This window comes from Kitasatospora sp. NPDC049258, from assembly GCF_040678895.1.
Lineage (GTDB): Bacteria > Actinomycetota > Actinomycetes > Streptomycetales > Streptomycetaceae > Kitasatospora.
On record NZ_JBFAQT010000025.1, the window covers coordinates 80,190 to 95,012 of the forward strand.

The 14,823-nt window shown below is 75.1% G+C and carries 17 protein-coding genes; 10 read left to right on the plus strand and 7 right to left on the minus strand.

Annotated features, from left to right (window positions below):
* Positions 1 to 75: 75 nt before the first annotated feature.
* Together AB0K43_RS21430 and AB0K43_RS21435 are read right to left on the minus strand one after the other, a co-directional pair.
* Positions 76 to 759 carry a LytR C-terminal domain-containing protein gene (locus AB0K43_RS21430; RefSeq protein ID WP_363642066.1) on the minus strand — a complete coding sequence of 228 codons (684 nt, stop codon included), beginning with the start codon at positions 757 to 759 and terminating at the stop codon, positions 76 to 78.
* A gap of 254 nt (positions 760 to 1,013) precedes the next feature.
* Entirely contained in the window at positions 1,014 to 1,310 is a 297-nt protein-coding gene (locus tag AB0K43_RS21435) for a type II toxin-antitoxin system VapB family antitoxin (protein ID WP_014136828.1), read from the minus strand.
* Between the two features lie 137 nt (positions 1,311 to 1,447).
* Here AB0K43_RS21435 and AB0K43_RS21440 point away from each other — a divergent pair, with 137 nt between their 5' ends.
* Positions 1,448 to 3,082 (plus strand): helicase HerA-like domain-containing protein, encoded by a 1,635-nt coding sequence (locus tag AB0K43_RS21440; protein WP_363642032.1) that lies wholly within the window; start codon positions 1,448 to 1,450, stop codon positions 3,080 to 3,082.
* A gap of 46 nt (positions 3,083 to 3,128) precedes the next feature.
* Here AB0K43_RS21440 and AB0K43_RS21445 read toward each other — a convergent pair whose 3' ends face one another.
* Positions 3,129 to 4,292, minus strand: a complete 1,164-nt coding sequence (locus tag AB0K43_RS21445) for a hypothetical protein (RefSeq protein ID WP_363642034.1) — start codon at positions 4,290 to 4,292, stop codon at positions 3,129 to 3,131.
* Between the two features lie 91 nt (positions 4,293 to 4,383).
* Between AB0K43_RS21445 and AB0K43_RS21450 the strand changes: the two genes are divergently transcribed.
* Entirely contained in the window at positions 4,384 to 5,232 is an 849-nt protein-coding gene (locus tag AB0K43_RS21450) for an alpha/beta hydrolase (protein WP_363642036.1), read from the plus strand.
* Positions 5,233 to 5,298: 66 nt separating this feature from the next.
* Complete coding sequence (locus tag AB0K43_RS21455; RefSeq protein WP_363642038.1) at positions 5,299 to 5,820, plus strand: YbhB/YbcL family Raf kinase inhibitor-like protein; 522 nt, start codon at positions 5,299 to 5,301, stop codon at positions 5,818 to 5,820.
* Positions 5,821 to 5,854: 34 nt separating this feature from the next.
* Here AB0K43_RS21455 and AB0K43_RS21460 read toward each other — a convergent pair whose 3' ends face one another.
* Positions 5,855 to 6,349 (minus strand): FBP domain-containing protein, encoded by a 495-nt coding sequence (locus AB0K43_RS21460; RefSeq protein ID WP_363642040.1) that lies wholly within the window; start codon positions 6,347 to 6,349, stop codon positions 5,855 to 5,857.
* 128 nt (positions 6,350 to 6,477) lie between these two features.
* Between AB0K43_RS21460 and AB0K43_RS21465 the strand changes: the two genes are divergently transcribed.
* Positions 6,478 to 6,738: a KTSC domain-containing protein gene (locus tag AB0K43_RS21465; protein ID WP_363642042.1), complete on the plus strand. Its 261-nt coding sequence runs from the start codon at positions 6,478 to 6,480 to the stop codon at positions 6,736 to 6,738.
* On the opposite strand, the gene AB0K43_RS21470 is transcribed toward AB0K43_RS21465, so the two are convergent.
* Positions 6,683 to 7,279, minus strand: coding sequence for an HhH-GPD-type base excision DNA repair protein (locus AB0K43_RS21470; protein WP_363642044.1), 597 nt, complete (start codon positions 7,277 to 7,279; stop codon positions 6,683 to 6,685). The genes AB0K43_RS21465 and AB0K43_RS21470 overlap by 56 nt on opposite strands.
* A gap of 168 nt (positions 7,280 to 7,447) precedes the next feature.
* Between AB0K43_RS21470 and AB0K43_RS21475 the strand changes: the two genes are divergently transcribed.
* Both AB0K43_RS21475 and AB0K43_RS21480 read left to right on the plus strand, forming a co-directional pair.
* On the plus strand, positions 7,448 to 7,990 hold the full coding sequence (locus AB0K43_RS21475; RefSeq protein ID WP_363642046.1) for a histidine phosphatase family protein: 543 nt from the start codon (positions 7,448 to 7,450) through the stop codon (positions 7,988 to 7,990).
* 126 nt (positions 7,991 to 8,116) lie between these two features.
* Entirely contained in the window at positions 8,117 to 8,695 is a 579-nt protein-coding gene (locus AB0K43_RS21480) for a hypothetical protein (RefSeq protein WP_363642048.1), read from the plus strand.
* A gap of 32 nt (positions 8,696 to 8,727) precedes the next feature.
* Here AB0K43_RS21480 and AB0K43_RS21485 read toward each other — a convergent pair whose 3' ends face one another.
* Positions 8,728 to 9,852 (minus strand): hypothetical protein, encoded by a 1,125-nt coding sequence (locus tag AB0K43_RS21485; RefSeq protein ID WP_363642050.1) that lies wholly within the window; start codon positions 9,850 to 9,852, stop codon positions 8,728 to 8,730.
* 243 nt (positions 9,853 to 10,095) lie between these two features.
* Between AB0K43_RS21485 and AB0K43_RS21490 the strand changes: the two genes are divergently transcribed.
* The 3 genes from AB0K43_RS21490 to AB0K43_RS21500 all read left to right on the plus strand — a co-directional run bounded on the left by AB0K43_RS21490 (position 10,096) and on the right by AB0K43_RS21500 (position 13,336).
* Positions 10,096 to 10,605, plus strand: coding sequence for a DinB family protein (locus AB0K43_RS21490; RefSeq protein WP_363642052.1), 510 nt, complete (start codon positions 10,096 to 10,098; stop codon positions 10,603 to 10,605).
* Positions 10,606 to 10,697: 92 nt separating this feature from the next.
* Positions 10,698 to 11,495, plus strand: a complete 798-nt coding sequence (locus AB0K43_RS21495) for a VOC family protein (RefSeq protein ID WP_363642054.1) — start codon at positions 10,698 to 10,700, stop codon at positions 11,493 to 11,495.
* 170 nt (positions 11,496 to 11,665) lie between these two features.
* Complete coding sequence (locus AB0K43_RS21500) at positions 11,666 to 13,336, plus strand: MFS transporter (RefSeq protein ID WP_363642056.1); 1,671 nt, start codon at positions 11,666 to 11,668, stop codon at positions 13,334 to 13,336.
* 38 nt (positions 13,337 to 13,374) lie between these two features.
* Here AB0K43_RS21500 and AB0K43_RS21505 read toward each other — a convergent pair whose 3' ends face one another.
* On the minus strand, positions 13,375 to 14,334 hold the full coding sequence (locus tag AB0K43_RS21505; RefSeq protein WP_363642058.1) for a helix-turn-helix domain-containing protein: 960 nt from the start codon (positions 14,332 to 14,334) through the stop codon (positions 13,375 to 13,377).
* 119 nt (positions 14,335 to 14,453) lie between these two features.
* On the opposite strand from AB0K43_RS21505, the gene AB0K43_RS21510 reads away from it, so the two are divergent.
* Positions 14,454 to 14,750 carry an antibiotic biosynthesis monooxygenase gene (locus tag AB0K43_RS21510; protein WP_363642060.1) on the plus strand — a complete coding sequence of 99 codons (297 nt, stop codon included), beginning with the start codon at positions 14,454 to 14,456 and terminating at the stop codon, positions 14,748 to 14,750.
* Positions 14,751 to 14,823: the final 73 nt, after the last annotated feature.

The window sequence follows — 14,823 nt, forward strand, 5'->3', positions numbered from 1 at the left end:
CCCGACCGGGGAGGCGCCCACTGCGCTGTTCGGGTGAAGCGGCGGAAGCGTGTGGAGCGGTGGAGCAGGGCTGCGTCAGCAGCTGCCGGGCTCGGCGGAGGCCGAGGGCTTGATCGCGGCGGCCAGGGCGGCGGCGGCCTGGGTCGGGTCGAGCATCGCGGTGTAGGCGTCGCCGATCACCAGGTCGACCGTGGCGTCGGCCCGGGTGTCGGCCGTCGTGGTGGCGCCGGCCACCTGGGAGCCGACCAGGGTGGCGGCACCGAGGCCGCCGGGGCCGCTGATCACCTGCACGGTGCCGGGCACCTTCTTGTCGAGCGCGGAGGGCGCGTTGCCGACCTTGCCGACGGTGAAGCCGCGCTGCTTCAGCTCCTCCGCCGTCCGGGCGGCCAGGCCGCTCTTGCCGGTGGCGTTGTAGACGTTCACCGTGACGGCTTGGGGCTGCGGCACGGCGGTGCTGGTGGCCGCGGGGGCGGCGGGTGCGCCCGAGGCGTCGGGCGCGGGGCTGCTCCCTGGCTCGGGTGCGGCCAGGGCCTTGCCGGACGCGGCCGGGGAGGCGCACGCCTGGGCGGTCGCCTGCCTGCCGTGGCCGGTGAAGATCTCCACCAGCTGCACGCCGCCGAGGGCGATCAGGGCCAGGGCGAGCAGCGAGCCGATCAGCGCCAGGACGCGGCGGCTCTTGCGGGGCGGGCGGCCAAGTCGAGGGTAGGAGTTACCGGTGACCCGGTACTGCTTCCCCTTCAGACCTTGGGGAGTCAACATGCTCACGGTTCGTCTCCCCCTCGTGCCGGGGCGGGGCTCGGTGACGGTGCGGCCGTCCGGTTCGGGTGCGGTGTGCGGCGATGTCGCCGACTGGTGCGCGGCCGTATCAGCAGACTAGTGCCGGACCGGTCGCATATGTACTAAATGATCATCATCTGGAGTATCGCGACACTCGAAAGGATGTACCGACGGTGCGGGGGGCCGTCCCTGGCGGGTGACGGCGGATCGATGGGTTTAGGAGCCGGCGACGGCGCTCAGTCCATCTCCAGCACGCGGGCATGCAGCACCTGACGCTGCTGCAGGGCAGCCCGGACGGCCCGGTGCAGGCCGTCCTCCAGGTACAGGTCGCCGCGCCACTTCACCACGTGGGCGAAGAGGTCGCCGTAGAACGTCGAATCCTCGGCCAGGAGCGTTTCCAGGTCCAGCTGACCCTTGGTGGTCACCAGCTGGTCCAGCCGCACCGGACGCGGCGCGACGTCCGCCCACTGGCGGGTGCTGGTCCGGCCGTGATCCGGGTACGGCCGTCCGTTGCCGATGCGCTTGAAGATCACACGGAAAGCCTACCGTCCGGGGCGCCGGGGGCGCAGCAGGCGTGACCTGACCTGCGGGGCGAAGAGTCCGGCGTTTTGATGGTGAATGCCGTGAAAGCCCGTCTTGTGACACCTCGCCCGCGTTGGGAGCCAGCCCCATGACCTCCGCCCAGCCCCCGTCCGACCCCGCCGCCGCGCCTGCCGACGCCGCGCTCCCGGACGCCGTGTTGCCGGACGCCGCGCTCCCGGACGCCGTGCGGGAGATCGCCGCCGGCTACGCCTTCACCGGGCCGGCACTGGAACTCGGCGCCGTGCTGCAGGGTACCGACGCCTACCCGCAGGCGCAGGTACGGATCCCGCTCGGGGTGCTGAACCGGCACGGCCTGGTGGCGGGGGCGACCGGGACCGGCAAGACCAAGACCCTGCAGCTGATCGCCGAGCAGCTCTCGGCGCAGGGGGTGCCGGTCTTCCTGGCCGACATCAAGGGGGACGTCTCCGGGATCGGCGCGCCGGGCGTGGCCGGCGACCGGATCACCGCGCGGGCCGCCGAGGTCGGGCAGGCCTGGACGCCGCAGGGCTGTCCGGCGGAGTTCTACGCGCTGGGCGGGCAGGGCACCGGGATCCCCGTCCGGGCGACCGTGACCAGCTTCGGCCCGCTGCTGCTGGCCAAGGTGCTGGAGCTGAACGAGACCCAGGAGTCCTCGCTCGGGCTGGTCTTCCACTACGCGGACCGCCACGGCCTGGAGCTGTACGACCTCAAGGACCTCACAGCGGTGATCACCTTCCTCACCTCGCCCGAGGGCAAGGCGGAGCTGAAGGGGATCGGCGGGCTGTCGGCGGCCACCGCCGGGGTGATCCTGCGTTCGCTGACCGTGCTGGAGAACGAGGGCGCCGGCGCGTTCTTCGGGGAGCCCGAATTCGACACCGTGGACCTGCTGCGGACGGCGGAGCAGGGCCGGGGCGTGGTCTCGGTGCTGGAGCTGCCGGCCGTGCAGGACCGGCCGCGGCTGTTCTCCACGTTCCTGATGTGGCTGCTGGCCGACCTCTACCAGGAGCTTCCCGAGGTCGGCGACCTGGACCGGCCGAAGCTGGTGTTCTTCTTCGACGAGGCGCACCTGCTCTTCAAGGGCGCCTCCAAGGCGTTCCTGGAGGCGATCACCCAGACGGTGCGGCTGATCCGCTCGAAGGGGGTCGGGATCTTCCTCGTCACCCAGACGCCCAAGGACGTGCCGGCGGATGTGCTGGCGCAGCTCGGCAACCGGGTGCAGCACGCGCTGCGGGCCTTCACCCCGGACGATGCCAAGGCGCTGAAGGCGACCGTCTCGACCTTCCCGAGGTCCGGCTACGACCTCACCGAGGTGCTCACCCGGCTGGGCACCGGCGAGGCGGTGGTGACGGTGCTGTCGGAGAAGGGGGCACCGACCCCGGTGGCCGCGACCCGGCTGCGGGCGCCGCGGTCGCTGATGGGGCCGATGGAGCCGGCGGCGCTGCGGGCGGCGGTGGACGCCTCGCCGCTGGCGGCGCGCTACCGGGACGCGATCGACCGGGAGTCGGCGTACGAGAAGCTGGCGGCCCGCGCCGCGGCGCCCGAGGACGCGCCGCCGCGGGCACCCGAGCCGGGGCGGGCACCGGGCCGGGCGTCCGAGCGGGCACCGGAGCAGGAGGGCGCCGGCGGGCTGCTGGGCTCGCTGCTGGGCAGCCCGGCGCTGAAGTCCTTCGCCCGCTCGGCGGGCACCCAGCTCGGCCGGGAGATCACCCGCAGCCTGTTCGGCACCTCGCGCCGCCACCGCTGAGCACCCGGGACGCGGCCGCGAACCGGGCCCGGCGCGGGGCGGCGCCTCAGCGCAGGGCGGCGCCGATCCGGTCCATCGAGGACAGCCGCATCAGCCCGTAGTGGTAGAACTCGACCTCGGGCACGCCGAGCGAGCGCAGCACCTCGATCTTGGCGGCCAGGTTGTCGGGGCCGTCGCAGTCCGAGGCCATCGGGCGCAGGATGACGGCCATCTCCTCGGGGCGCACACCGTGCAGGGCGAAGGCGGCGACCTTCTCCCGGACGGCCTGCGGGGTCTTCGCGTAGCCGAGGGTCTCGATCTGGTGCGCCGCCTTGGCCAGGGTGGGCAGGTCGATGCCCGAGAGCCAGCCCTTGCCGGGCCCGGCGCCGTCCATGAAGGTGAGCCGCATGCCGTGCTGCTCGGCCGCCTCGGCGACCTCGGCGGCCAGTGCGGTGACGGTCCGGGCGGCGGCGTCGAGGTACTCGGCGACCGCGCCGCCGGCCAGCGCGTCCAGGGCGGCCGGCTCGGCGGCCCGGCGCTCGTCGGTGAGGCGCTCGCGCAGCTCCTCGCGCACAGCCCGGCGGACCTCGTCGCCGTCGACCCCGTGGGCCGTCGCGGCGGCCCGGCAGTGGTCGCAGAAGCAGATGCCGAGCAGGGCCTCGGCGGTCGGGCCGAGCTCCTCGAAGTAGCGCTCGTGGTGGTAGCCGTGGCGCAGCCCGTGGAAGTGCAGGGACTCGGCCCGGATCGCGTCCACGCCGTACCGGGCGAGCTCGCCGACCAGGGTGGTGGCGTACTCGCGGACCTCCGGGTTGGCCGGGCACAGCTCGGTGCGGGAACGGTCGCCGAAGGCGTTGGCGGGGGCGCAGTCCGGGTGGCGGAAGCCGAGCCGGTCGTTGTGGCAGAAGACCGTCCAGGCGTGCAGCTTGAGCCCGCGGCGCTCGGCCTGCTCGGCGGCCTCGGCGAACGGGTCGCGGTCGCCGATCGCGGTGGAGGGCTCGGGGGCGAGCCGGCGGCCGGCCCAGCGGGCCGGGTCGGGGCGGAAGTAGGCGGCGCCCGGCTCCAGGTACTGCACCACCCGGCGGGGGTTGTGCGGGAGGACGTCCCGGGCCTCGTGGTAGACCGAGGCCAGGGTCACCCCGCCGACGCCGGCCCGGTCGGTAAGGTTGCCGAAGAAGGCGTCGGCGCCCTCGTCCAGCAGATCGGTGGCGAACGCGAGGACGGACGACTCCACGGGGCGGCTCCGGAGCAGGGTGGTACACGGGAGGTCCCACGCTATCCGGGGCTCTCGGTATTGGTCTATACCTGATGGCAGGGGAGCGGCGATGTCACCCGTCTACCGGCAGTTCGACCGGGCCGAGCTGGACCGGGAGTACTCTCCCAGCAGCTGTGTGGCCGACCTGGCGGCCGAGCTCGCCGCGTACACCGAGGGCAGTGCCGCCGCGCACGCCGCGCACCCCGCCCGCCGGGACGAGCGCTACGGCGAGCAGCCGCCGGAGCTGCTGGACTACTTCCCGGCCGCCGGGCCCGGCGCCCCGCTGCACGTCTTCGTGCACGGCGGCTACTGGCAGGAGCTGGACAAGGCCGACTCCGCCTTCGCCGCCCCGGACTTCCTGCGGCGCGGCACCGCCTTCGCCGCGATCGGCTACGGGCTGGCGCCGCGCTGGCCGCCGGCGGAGATCGTGGCGCAGGTCCGGCGGGCGGTGCGGTGGCTGTTCGGCAACGCCGAGGAGCTGGGGTTCGACCCGGCCAGGGTGTACCTGAGCGGCAGCTCCGCCGGTGCGCACCTGGCCGCGATGGCGCTGCTCGACCCCGAGCCGGCCCCCGGGCACCGGATCGCCGGTGCGGCGCTGCTCAGCGGCGTCTACGACCTGGAGCCGATCTCGCTGAGCTACGTCAACGAGCCGCTCGCCCTGGACGCGGAGGCGGCCCGCCGGCTCAGCCCGCTGCACCTGCCGCTCGCCGGGCTGCCGCCGCTGCTGATCGCCCGCGGCGAGCACGAGACCGCCGAATTCGCCCGCCAGCAGGAGGAGTTCGCCGCGGCCGCGCGGGCCGCCGGGGTGCCCGTGCACACCATGGTGGCCGCCGGGCGCAACCACTTCGACCTGCCGCTCGACCTCGGCCGCCCGGAGAGTGAACTCGGCGCCGAGGTGCTGGGGCGGTTCGGGGCCTGAGCCCGGGGCGGCTCCCTAGACTGCCCCGGAGAGCAACCGCCCTGACGACCAGGAGAGGGACGCCCCATGACAGACCGTCCGCCGCTTCCGTACGACTTCCTGCCGAAGGTGCCCGCCTTCACGCTGACCAGCGAGGACCTGGTCGACGGCGGCACCATGCCCGAGCTGCACGCCCACGGCGGCGGCAACCTGTCGCCGCAGCTGGCCTGGTCCGGCTTCCCGGCCGGCGTCCGCAGCTTCGCGGTCACCTGCTTCGACCCGGACGCCCCCACCGCCAGCGGCTGGTGGCACTGGCTGGCCGTCAACCTCCCGGCCGGCAGCACCGAACTGGCGCGCGGCGCCGGCTCCTCGGACGCCGACCTGCCGGGCGAGGCGTCCTTCCACGTCCGCAACGACTTCCCCGGTCACCGGTACGACGGCGCCGCCCCGCCGCCCGGCCCGGCCCACCGGTACGTCTTCGCGGTGCACGCGCTGGACCTGCCGGCGCTGGACGTACGGCCGGACACCCCGGCCGCGGTGGCCGGCTTCAACCTGACCTTCCACACGCTGGCCCGCGCGCTGCTCACCGTCGAGTACCGGTCGCACTGACGGCCGGGCCTGGGCCGGCCCCGGGCGGGTCGGCTCAGGCCAGCACCTGGGCCAGGAAGGCGTCCAGGTTGGCGACCGTCCGGGCGATCTGCTCGTCCAGGCCGAGGGACTCCTCGGGGCGGCTGACCAGCGCGGACTTCTTGCGGCCGCGCACGTAGAGCGAGCAGGCCAGGTCGGCGCAGACGTAGTTGCCCACGGTGTTGCCCTCGCGGCCGGCGACACCCGCCCGCCGCGCGGTCAGCAGCGCCACCCCGGAGCCGGCGTGCACCGTGACGCACAGGCTGCAGATGTTGCTCTTGGCCAGGCTGCGGCGCACCGACGGCACCCGCAGGGTGACGCCCACCAGGGCGCCCTCGCGCTCGGCGACCAGGTACCCGCGATCGGGCGCGCCCGGATCCCGCCAGCCGAGGAAGTCCAGCTCCTCCCACGGCAGTTCGGACAGACCCCGGGGTAGGTTGAGCCGTCGGGCCTCGCCCTTGGAGCAGTTGACGAAGGACTCGCGGATCTCGTTCTCGGACAGCGCACGCATGGTTCGCACGCTAGCCAGGCGCCTGCCCGTTGTCGCCCGGTTTTTCCATCGCCCGGGTGCTCCGTGACTCCGTTGCCCGGTTTTTCGCCGCGGTGGCGGGCCGGCGGCCCGCTCGGCAGGCTGGGGGCATGGAACGGGTACCGCTGGAGTCGTCCTGGATCAGGTCCGCCGGGTACGACGCCGCCACGCGGGAGCTGGAGCTGGAGACCGCCCGGGGCGACGTCTACCGGTACCTGGCGGTGCCGGCGCAGGAGTACGCCGGGCTGCTGGCCGCGCCGAGCCACGGCCGGTACGTCAACCTGCGGATCAAGCCGCGGTACGGCTACCGCCGGGTCAGCCCGGCTCGCCGGCCTGGGCGGCCTTCGCGGCGCGCTTGGCCTCCTGCTTGAAGGCGCGGACCTTGACCAGCGAATCGGGGCCGGTGATGTCGGCGACCGAGCGGAAGCTGCCGTCCTCGCCGTACGAGCCCGCCGCGGCCCGCCAGCCCTGCGGACGGACGCCGAACTGCTTGCCCAGCAGCGCGAGGAAGATCTGCGCCTTCTGCCGGCCGAAGCCGGGCAGCGCCATCAGCCGGGCCAGCAGCTCCTTGCCGTCGTGGGCGTCCCGCCAGACCGCCTCGGCGTCGCCGCCGTAGTGCTCGACCAGGTACCGGCACAGCTGCTGCACCCGCTGGGCCATCGAGCCCGGGTAGCGGTGCACGGCCGGCTTCTCGGCGAACAGCGCCGCGAACCGCTCCGGGTCCATCGCGGCGATCCGGCCGGCGTCCAGGTCGTCGGTGCCCAGCCGGTCGGCCAGCGTGCGCGGACCGGTGAAGGCGTGCTCCATCGGGATCTGCTGGTCCAGCAGCATGCCGACCAGCGCCGCCAGCGGGCTGCGGCCGAGCAGTTCGTCGGCCTCGGGCTGCTGGGCGAGGCGAAGTTTCACGGCCATGGCGGGCGGCTCCGATCCGTTCCGGGGCCCCTTGCCGGGCCGGGACTCACATGCTCGCAGCTCGGCGCGCCGGGCCCGGGACGCAACACGCGCCCGTCCGGCCGGGCGAGCCGCCGGCACCGGCGCGGGGGCTCCCGCCGGCGCGGCGCGAGGCGCACACTTGACCTCATGACGGCTGCTGCCCACCCTGCCCGGCTGATCGTCCTGCGGCACGCCAAGGCCGCCTGGCCGGACGTGCCGGACGAGGAGCGCCCGCTCGCGCCCAGGGGCCGCGCGGACGCCCCCGCCGCCGGACGCTGGCTGCGGGACTGCGGCCGCGCCCCCGACCTGGTGATCTGCTCGCCCGCCCGGCGCACCCGGGAGACCTGGGAGCTGGCCGCCGCCGAGCTCGGCGCCGAGCCGGAGCCGGAGGTGGTCTACGACCCCCGGGCCTACCGGGCCGAGGCCGCGGACCTGCTCGACCTGCTGCGCAAGCTGCCGGAGACCCGCCGCACCGTGCTGCTGGTCGGCCACCGGCCGGCCGTCCAGGACCTGGTGCTGCTGCTCGCGGTGGAGCGCACCGACGAACCCTCCGTCCGGGTCCGGGAGAAGTACCCGACCGCCGCGGCCGCCGTCCTGGCGCTCCCCGGCACCTGGGCCGGGCTCGGCCCGGGCGGTGCGCTGCTCACCGAGTTCGTGGTGCCGCGGGGGGAGCGCGGCGCGGCGGGCTGAGGCCGATCCGGCCCGGCTGCCACCTCGCGCTCCTGGTTGGTGACTTCGCGGCTCGACGCGGTCGGGGTGTCGGCCGCCGATCGGCCGGCGGTGCGGGCCGGGGCCGCGCGGTGGTAGGCATGCCCCGTGCGTTTCGACAGTGTCCCGAAGCCGCCTGCCGTCGAGGCCAGGCCCCGCGACTCCCGCGGCTACCCCGTCCCCGCCATCACCCCGTGGGACGACGGGGAGCCGCAGTTCGCGCTCACCGACCACGGGCGCAGCGCCGACTGCGCCCGCGAGCGGCTCTGCTCGGTCTGCAACACGCTGATGCCCCGCGGCCCGGTCTGGCGGGTGGTCGGCGCCACCGAGAGCGCCGCGATCGCCGAGGCGCTCGCGGCCGGGCACCCGTACCGCAACCTCGCACCGACCCTGGAGGGCCCGGGCCACCGGGCCTGCATGCTGTACGCCTCGATGGTCTGCCCCTACCTGGCCCGCCCGAACGCCCGGCGCGGGCTGTCGGCGGCCGGCGCGGACGAGCTGACCGCACACGTGGTGCGCGGCGCCGCGCGGGGCGGGACGGGGGCGGTGGTCGGGTTCGGCGACTACGAGCACGCGGTCACCGCGGCCAAGGTCCTGTTCCGCTTCCTCGACGTGGTCGAGTTCCTGCCGCACGACACGGCCGACGCCCACCTCGACGAGCTGCGCGCGGAGCTCGCGCGCCGCTGAGGCGGACGCCGGCCCGGTCGCCGGTCAGCGGCTCAGCGGTGGCCGCCGCGGTAGGCGGGCAGGCCGGCGTGGTCGGAGATCCGGGTCGGTGCGGCGGAGCCGTCGGCGGGCAGGGTGGCGATGCCGGCCGGGGTCCGCACGGCGATGGTGCGGCCGTCGGGGGAGAAGGCCGGCTCGGTGTAGTCCGTGCCGGCGTGCGGGGTGAGGTCCCGGGTCGTCCGGCCGTGGTCGGTGGCCGCGAAGATGTGGTCGTGCCCCTCGACGGAGCGGACGAACACGATCTCCTCGCCGTCCGGCGAGATCGCGGGCTGGGAGCCCTTGGCGATCGCGCTGCCCTGCTGGCGCAGGTACTCGTCGCGGATGAACACCTCGCCGGTGCCGGTGTTGGCGTACACCGAGCTGCCGTAGCCGCCGCCGGCGCCCGGCCAGGTGTTGCCGGTCAGCGGCAGCGGGGTCGCCTCCTCGTCCGGGAACCCGTTGAGCGGCAGGTCGGTCGGAGTGGCGGCGCCGGCGCCGGCCGGGACCTTCTTCAGCCGGGAGACGCCGTCCTTCGAGGCGGCGAAGAGCAGGTTGTTCTTGGCCGGGATCTGGTACTGGCCGTCGGCCGGCGCCACCTGCCAGGTCGGGTGCGACCAGGTCTGCCCGCCGGGGTTGCGGGCGACGACCACCCGGCCGCTGCCGTCGGGGTTGGCGACCACCAGGCTGCCCGACCCGTCGATGAACGCGGCCTTGCTGCCGTCCGGGGACCAGGCCAGGTCACGGACGGCGGTGCCGAAGTCCACCGCGGTGCCGTTCATCAGCACGTAGCGGGTGCCGTCGCTGACGGTCAGCCCGTTGCCGGCGGTGCCGCCCAGGGCGGCGGCGGAGCGGGTCGGGGCGGCGGTCGACGGGGCGACGGGCTTGGCGGTGGGCGTCGCGGTGGTCGCCTGCGCGCCGGCCGTCGGCGCGCCGGTCGGGGTCGGGGACGGCGTGGCGGCGGTCAGCCCGAGGGCGGCGCCCGACGCGGTGCCGGCGGGCACCGAGGGGGCGGCCGAGGCGGCCGCGGACTTCCCGTCCCCGGCCGGCCCGCAGCCGGTCAGCAGCGCGGAGCTGCCGGCGGTGACGACGACGGTGAGCGCGATGGCGGCGGCGGTGCGCAGGCGGGCGCGAGCGGACATGGTGGTTCCCCCGGGAACGTCGGTACGGACGGTGCGGTCTTCCGGCGAGCCGAGCCGTCGTCCCCCAGGATCGTGATCCGCCTGTTCGACCTGCTCCCGCGCCGTGCGATGCGAGAAGTCTGGCAACCGGAGATGCTGGATTCGTGCGCCGCCTGTCACGGCCGCGCAACACGTGCCGCGGGCGCCGCCCGTGGTTGGGTGGAAGACCGCCGACAGCCGCACCACACCGGAGGCAGAGCACCCATGACCTCGCATCAGAACCCCGCCGACGGCGAGCGCGCCGACCTGCTGGAGACCCTGACCAAGCACCGCGGCTTCCTGCGCCACACGGTCCGCGGGCTCAGCGACGAGCAGGCCGCGCGGCGCACCACCGTGAGCGAACTGTGCCTGGGCGGGCTGATCAAGCACGTGGCCAACGTCGAGGCCCGGTGGATGCGGTTCGCGGTCGGCGGCGCGGCCGCGATGCGCAGCGAACCGATCGACTGGGAGGGCCAGTTCAGGATGGATCCCGGCGAGACCCTGGACGGCCTGCTGGACGCCTACGAGCGGGTCGCGCGGGAGACCGACGAGCTGGTGGCGACCCTCCCCGACCTCGGCCTGACCCATCCGCTCCCGGAGGCGCCCTGGTTCGAGCCGGGCGCCAGCTGGTCGGTCCGCCGGGTGCTCTTCCACATCATCGCCGAGACCTCCCAGCACGCCGGCCACGCCGACATCATCCGGGAGTCCCTGGACGGCGCGAAGACCATGGGCTGACCCCCGCGCCGCGGCCCCCGCGCGGGGGCACGGCCCAGTGGTTAGCGTGAGGAGCAGCAGCGACGCAAGCGCCAGCAGGAGGGAGCCAGGCCATGGCCGCACTAGCAGAGGGCACGCCGTGCTGGGCCGACGCCATGTTCACCGACCTGGAGGGTGCCAAGAGCTTCTACGGCGACGTGCTGGGCTGGACCTTCGGCGAGAGCGCCTCCGAGTTCGGCGGCTACACCCAGGCCTACTCCGGCGGCAAGGCGGTGGCGGCCGTCGTACCGCCGATGCCGGGTCAGCCGGAGGGCACCTCGGCCTGGTGCCTGTACTTCGCCTCGCCGGATGTCGACGCCACGGCGCGGCGGATCCGGGCGGCCGGCGGTGAGCTGGTGCTGGAGCCCATGAAGGTCGGCGACTTCGGCTCGATGCTGATCGCGCGGGATCCCAGCGGCGTCCCGTTCGGCGTCTGGCAGGCCGGCGCGCACGAGGGCTTCGAGAAGCGCGGCGAGCCGGGCGGCTACTGCTGGGCGGAGGTGTACACCCGGGAGCCCGCGACGTCGGACGCCTTCTTCCCCAAGGTGTTCCCGTTCGGCGTACGGCGGATGGAGGACGGCGCGATCGACTTCAAGGTCTTCACGCTCGGCGGTGAGAGCGTGCTGGGGCGGATGGAGATGACCTCGGACTTCCCGCCCGAGCTGCCGCCGTACGTCGGCGTGTACTTCGCGGTCGAGGACTGCGACGAGGCGGTCGCCAGGACCACCGGGCGCGGCGGGAAGGTCGTGTTCGGGCCGCTGGACAGCCCGTTCGGCCGGTTCGCCGCCCTGGTCGACCCGCAGGGCGCGGCCTTCGCGGTGCTCGACACGGCGAGGACCACCGGCGAGCTGCCCGCGCTGTCCCAGGAGTGAACGCCCGCCCCCACCGGCCCTGAGCCGGTGTCAGGGCCGGTGTCAGGGCCGGGCGCGGGAGCGCCGGGCGGCCCGTTTCCGGCGGGCGGCGCCGGTGTGTCCGGCCGGGCGGGACGGCCGCCGCGGTGTGTGCTGGTCCCTGTCACCCCCGCTGCTGGGAGAGGGCCCGCATGACCACCTGGGAGCCGGCGCTGCGCGCCGCCGCCGGGCATCCCCGCCGTGCGCTGCGGAGCCCGGTGGTCGCCGCGACCCTGCTGGCCGCCCTCCTGCACGGGCTGTGGGCGCTGTTCCTCGCCGCCGACGCGGGCGACCTGGCGGCCCAGTACGCCTGGACGGACTTCACCATGGAGCACCCGGACTCGGCGTACAACCTGTCCTGGTACGGCGGGATCCACCCGGCCTCGTACAGCCTGCTGTCGCCGTACCTGATAGGGGAACTGGGGGTGCGCACGACCGGCGTGCTGGCCGGCACGCTGGCGGCGGCCCTCGCCGCCGGTCTGCTGGTGCGGGCGGGGCTCGTCCGGCCGATGGCGCCCGCGCTGTGGACGGCGCTCGCACTGTCGTGCAACGCAGTCTCGGGCCGGGTGACCTTCGCCGTCGGGGTCGCCCTCGGGCTCGCGGCGCTCGCGCCGGCCCTCGGGCCCCCGGGGGCCGGGCGCCGGGTGGCGGCCTTCCTGCTGGCGGCGCTGGCCACCATGAACAGCCCGGTGGCCGGGCTCTTCCTGGTGGTGGCCGCCGCGGCCCTGACACTGACCGGCCGCCACCGGAGCGCGGCGACGCTGGCCACCGGGCCGGTGCTGGTGGTCGCCGGCACGGCGCTGGCGTTCCCGTTCCACGGCGTCCAGCCCTTCGACTGGTGGGTCGCGGCGCCGCTGCTGGCCGCCCTGGTGGCGGGGGTGCTGCTGGTGCCGCGCGCGTGGCGGGCGGTGCGGGCGGGCGCCGCGGTGTACGCGGCCGGGGTGGCCGTCACCTGGGCGGTGCCCTCGCCGGTCGGCAGCAACGTCGAGCGGCTCGCGCTGCTGTTCGCCGGGACCGTGCTGCTGGCGGCCGCGCTCGAGGCCCGGGCGGACGGCCGGGCGGACGGCTGGGCTGGCGGCCGGCCGGACGGCTGGGCGGGCAGGCGCCGGTGGCTGGTGCTCGGGGTGGCGTTCCTGGCCGTCGCGGCCTGGCAGGTCGGCAAGCCGGTCGGTGACCTGATCAGCGCCGGGCCGTCGGCGGGGGAGACCCGCCCGACCGCGTCACTGCTCGACGAGCTGCGGAGGATCGGCGCCGACCGGGGCCGGATCGAGGTCGTCCCGCTGCGCTCGCACCAGGAGGCCTCCGCCCTCGCGCCCTACGTCTACCTGGCCCGCGGCTGGAACCGGCAGGCCGACGTGGCCCGCAACCCGCTCTTCTACGACCACACCCTCACCCCCGACTCGTACCGCGCCTGGCTGCGGCACTGGGGTGTCGGCTACGTGGTGCTCCCCACCGCCCGGCCGGACGACGCCGCCGTGGCCGAGGCCGCGATCGTGGCGGCCGGGTACGGCTGGCTGGACCAGGTCTGGCGGGACGAGGGCTGGCGGCTCTTCCGGGTCGCCGACCCGACGCCGCTGGTGGACCCGCCCGCGACGGTGCGCCAGGCCGGTCCGGCCGACCTGACGCTCGACGTGCCGCAGGCGGGTGAGGTGCGGCTGCGCGTCCCGTGGTCGCCGTGGCTCGGGGTCGAGGAGGCGCCCGGCGGGGCCGTCGGCTGCCTCAGCGCGGCGGGCGAATGGACGGTGCTGCACGCGCCGGCCGCCGGCACCTACCGGATCGGCGCCCGGTACCGGCTGACCAGGGGCGCGCCGTGCCGGCCGTGAGCCGGCCGAGGGCCTGGTCCCTGGGGCGCGGTGCGTGCTCAGTGCCCGCGCAGCGCGCCGGCCGTGCTGCCGGTGCGTTCCCGCAGCAGCACCCGCAGGGTGTTGGCGTGCTCGTAGCCGACCTTGCGGGCGATCGTCTCCAGCGGCAGGCCGGTGGTCCGCAGCAGGTGCGAGGCCTGCTCCACCCGCAGGTCCTGGACGAAGCGCACCGGCGAGGTGCCGAGGGTGCGGCGCACGGTCCGCTGGAGGGTGCGCTCGCTGACCCCGAGCGCGCGGGCGGCGTCGCCGACGCCGATCGGCCCGTCCAGGTGCAGCCTGGCCCACCGCTCGAAGGCGGCGACCAGCGGATCGCTCTGGGCGAGCGCGCTCGGGATGGTGTAGGCGGACTGCGACGGCCGCTCGTCCACCACCAGGTACCGGGCGACCAGGTCCGCCACGGCCGGGCTGCTCGTCCGGACGATCGCGAGCGCGAGGTCGACGTGCCCGAAGGCCGCCCCGGCCGTGGTCACACCGTCCGAGACGGACACCATCCGGGTCTCGTCGAGGGTGACCGCCGGGTAGCGCTGCCGGAACAGGGGCGCCAGCCACCAGCTCGTGGTCGCCCGCCGCCCGTCCAGCACCCCCGACTCGGCCAGCAGGAACGTACCGGTGCAGGCCGAGGCGATCGGCGTGCCCCGGCCCCGGGTCTCGGTCACCAGGCGCCGTACGGACGCCGAGGCCGGCCCCGCGACGTGGTCGATCAGCGCCTCGGGCTGCCGCTGGGCCAGCGCCGGCACCAGCAGCAGGTCCGCCCGGGCAGCCGTCGCGGCCGGCTCGGTGGCCACCTGGTGGCCCGCGCCGGTGCGCACCCGGCGGCGGAACCCGACCGTGCTGAGCCGCCAGGCGGGCGGCGGGGTCGGGAGTTCGGTGCGCATCGCGTTCGCCGCGTCGAAGACGTCGAGGACCGCCGAGAGCCCGGAGTCGAACACGCCGTCGTAGGCCAGCACTGCTATCTCCATGGCGGAAACGGTATCGGACTCGTCGTTCACGACTCTGGGTGATCTCCGTTCCGGCGCCTAGCTTGGAGATGTCCGGGACCACCGGGCGACGATCGCGACACGAGAGACGGAGCGACACCATGAAGATCGGTCTGCTGGCCCGGATCGAGGCCAAGCCCGAGTACGCCGACCAGGTGGCGGGCCTGCTGGGCGAGGCGCTGCAGCTGGCTCGCGAGGAGGAGCACACCGTCACCTGGTTCGCGTTCCGGGAGAGCGCGACCACCTTCGGGGTCTTCGACACCTTCGAGGACGAGCGGGGACGCACCGCCCACCTGCAGGGCCGGATCGCCGAGGCGCTGATGGAGGCGGCCAAGACCATGCTGAGCTCGCCGCCGGACATCCGCCCGGTCGACCTGCTGGCGGTCAAGCTCCCCTGAGCCGCGCCGGTCGGCGGCCTGCTGCAACGCGCCCGAGTCGTCGGGGTAGTTGTACCAGTTCAGGACCACGGGG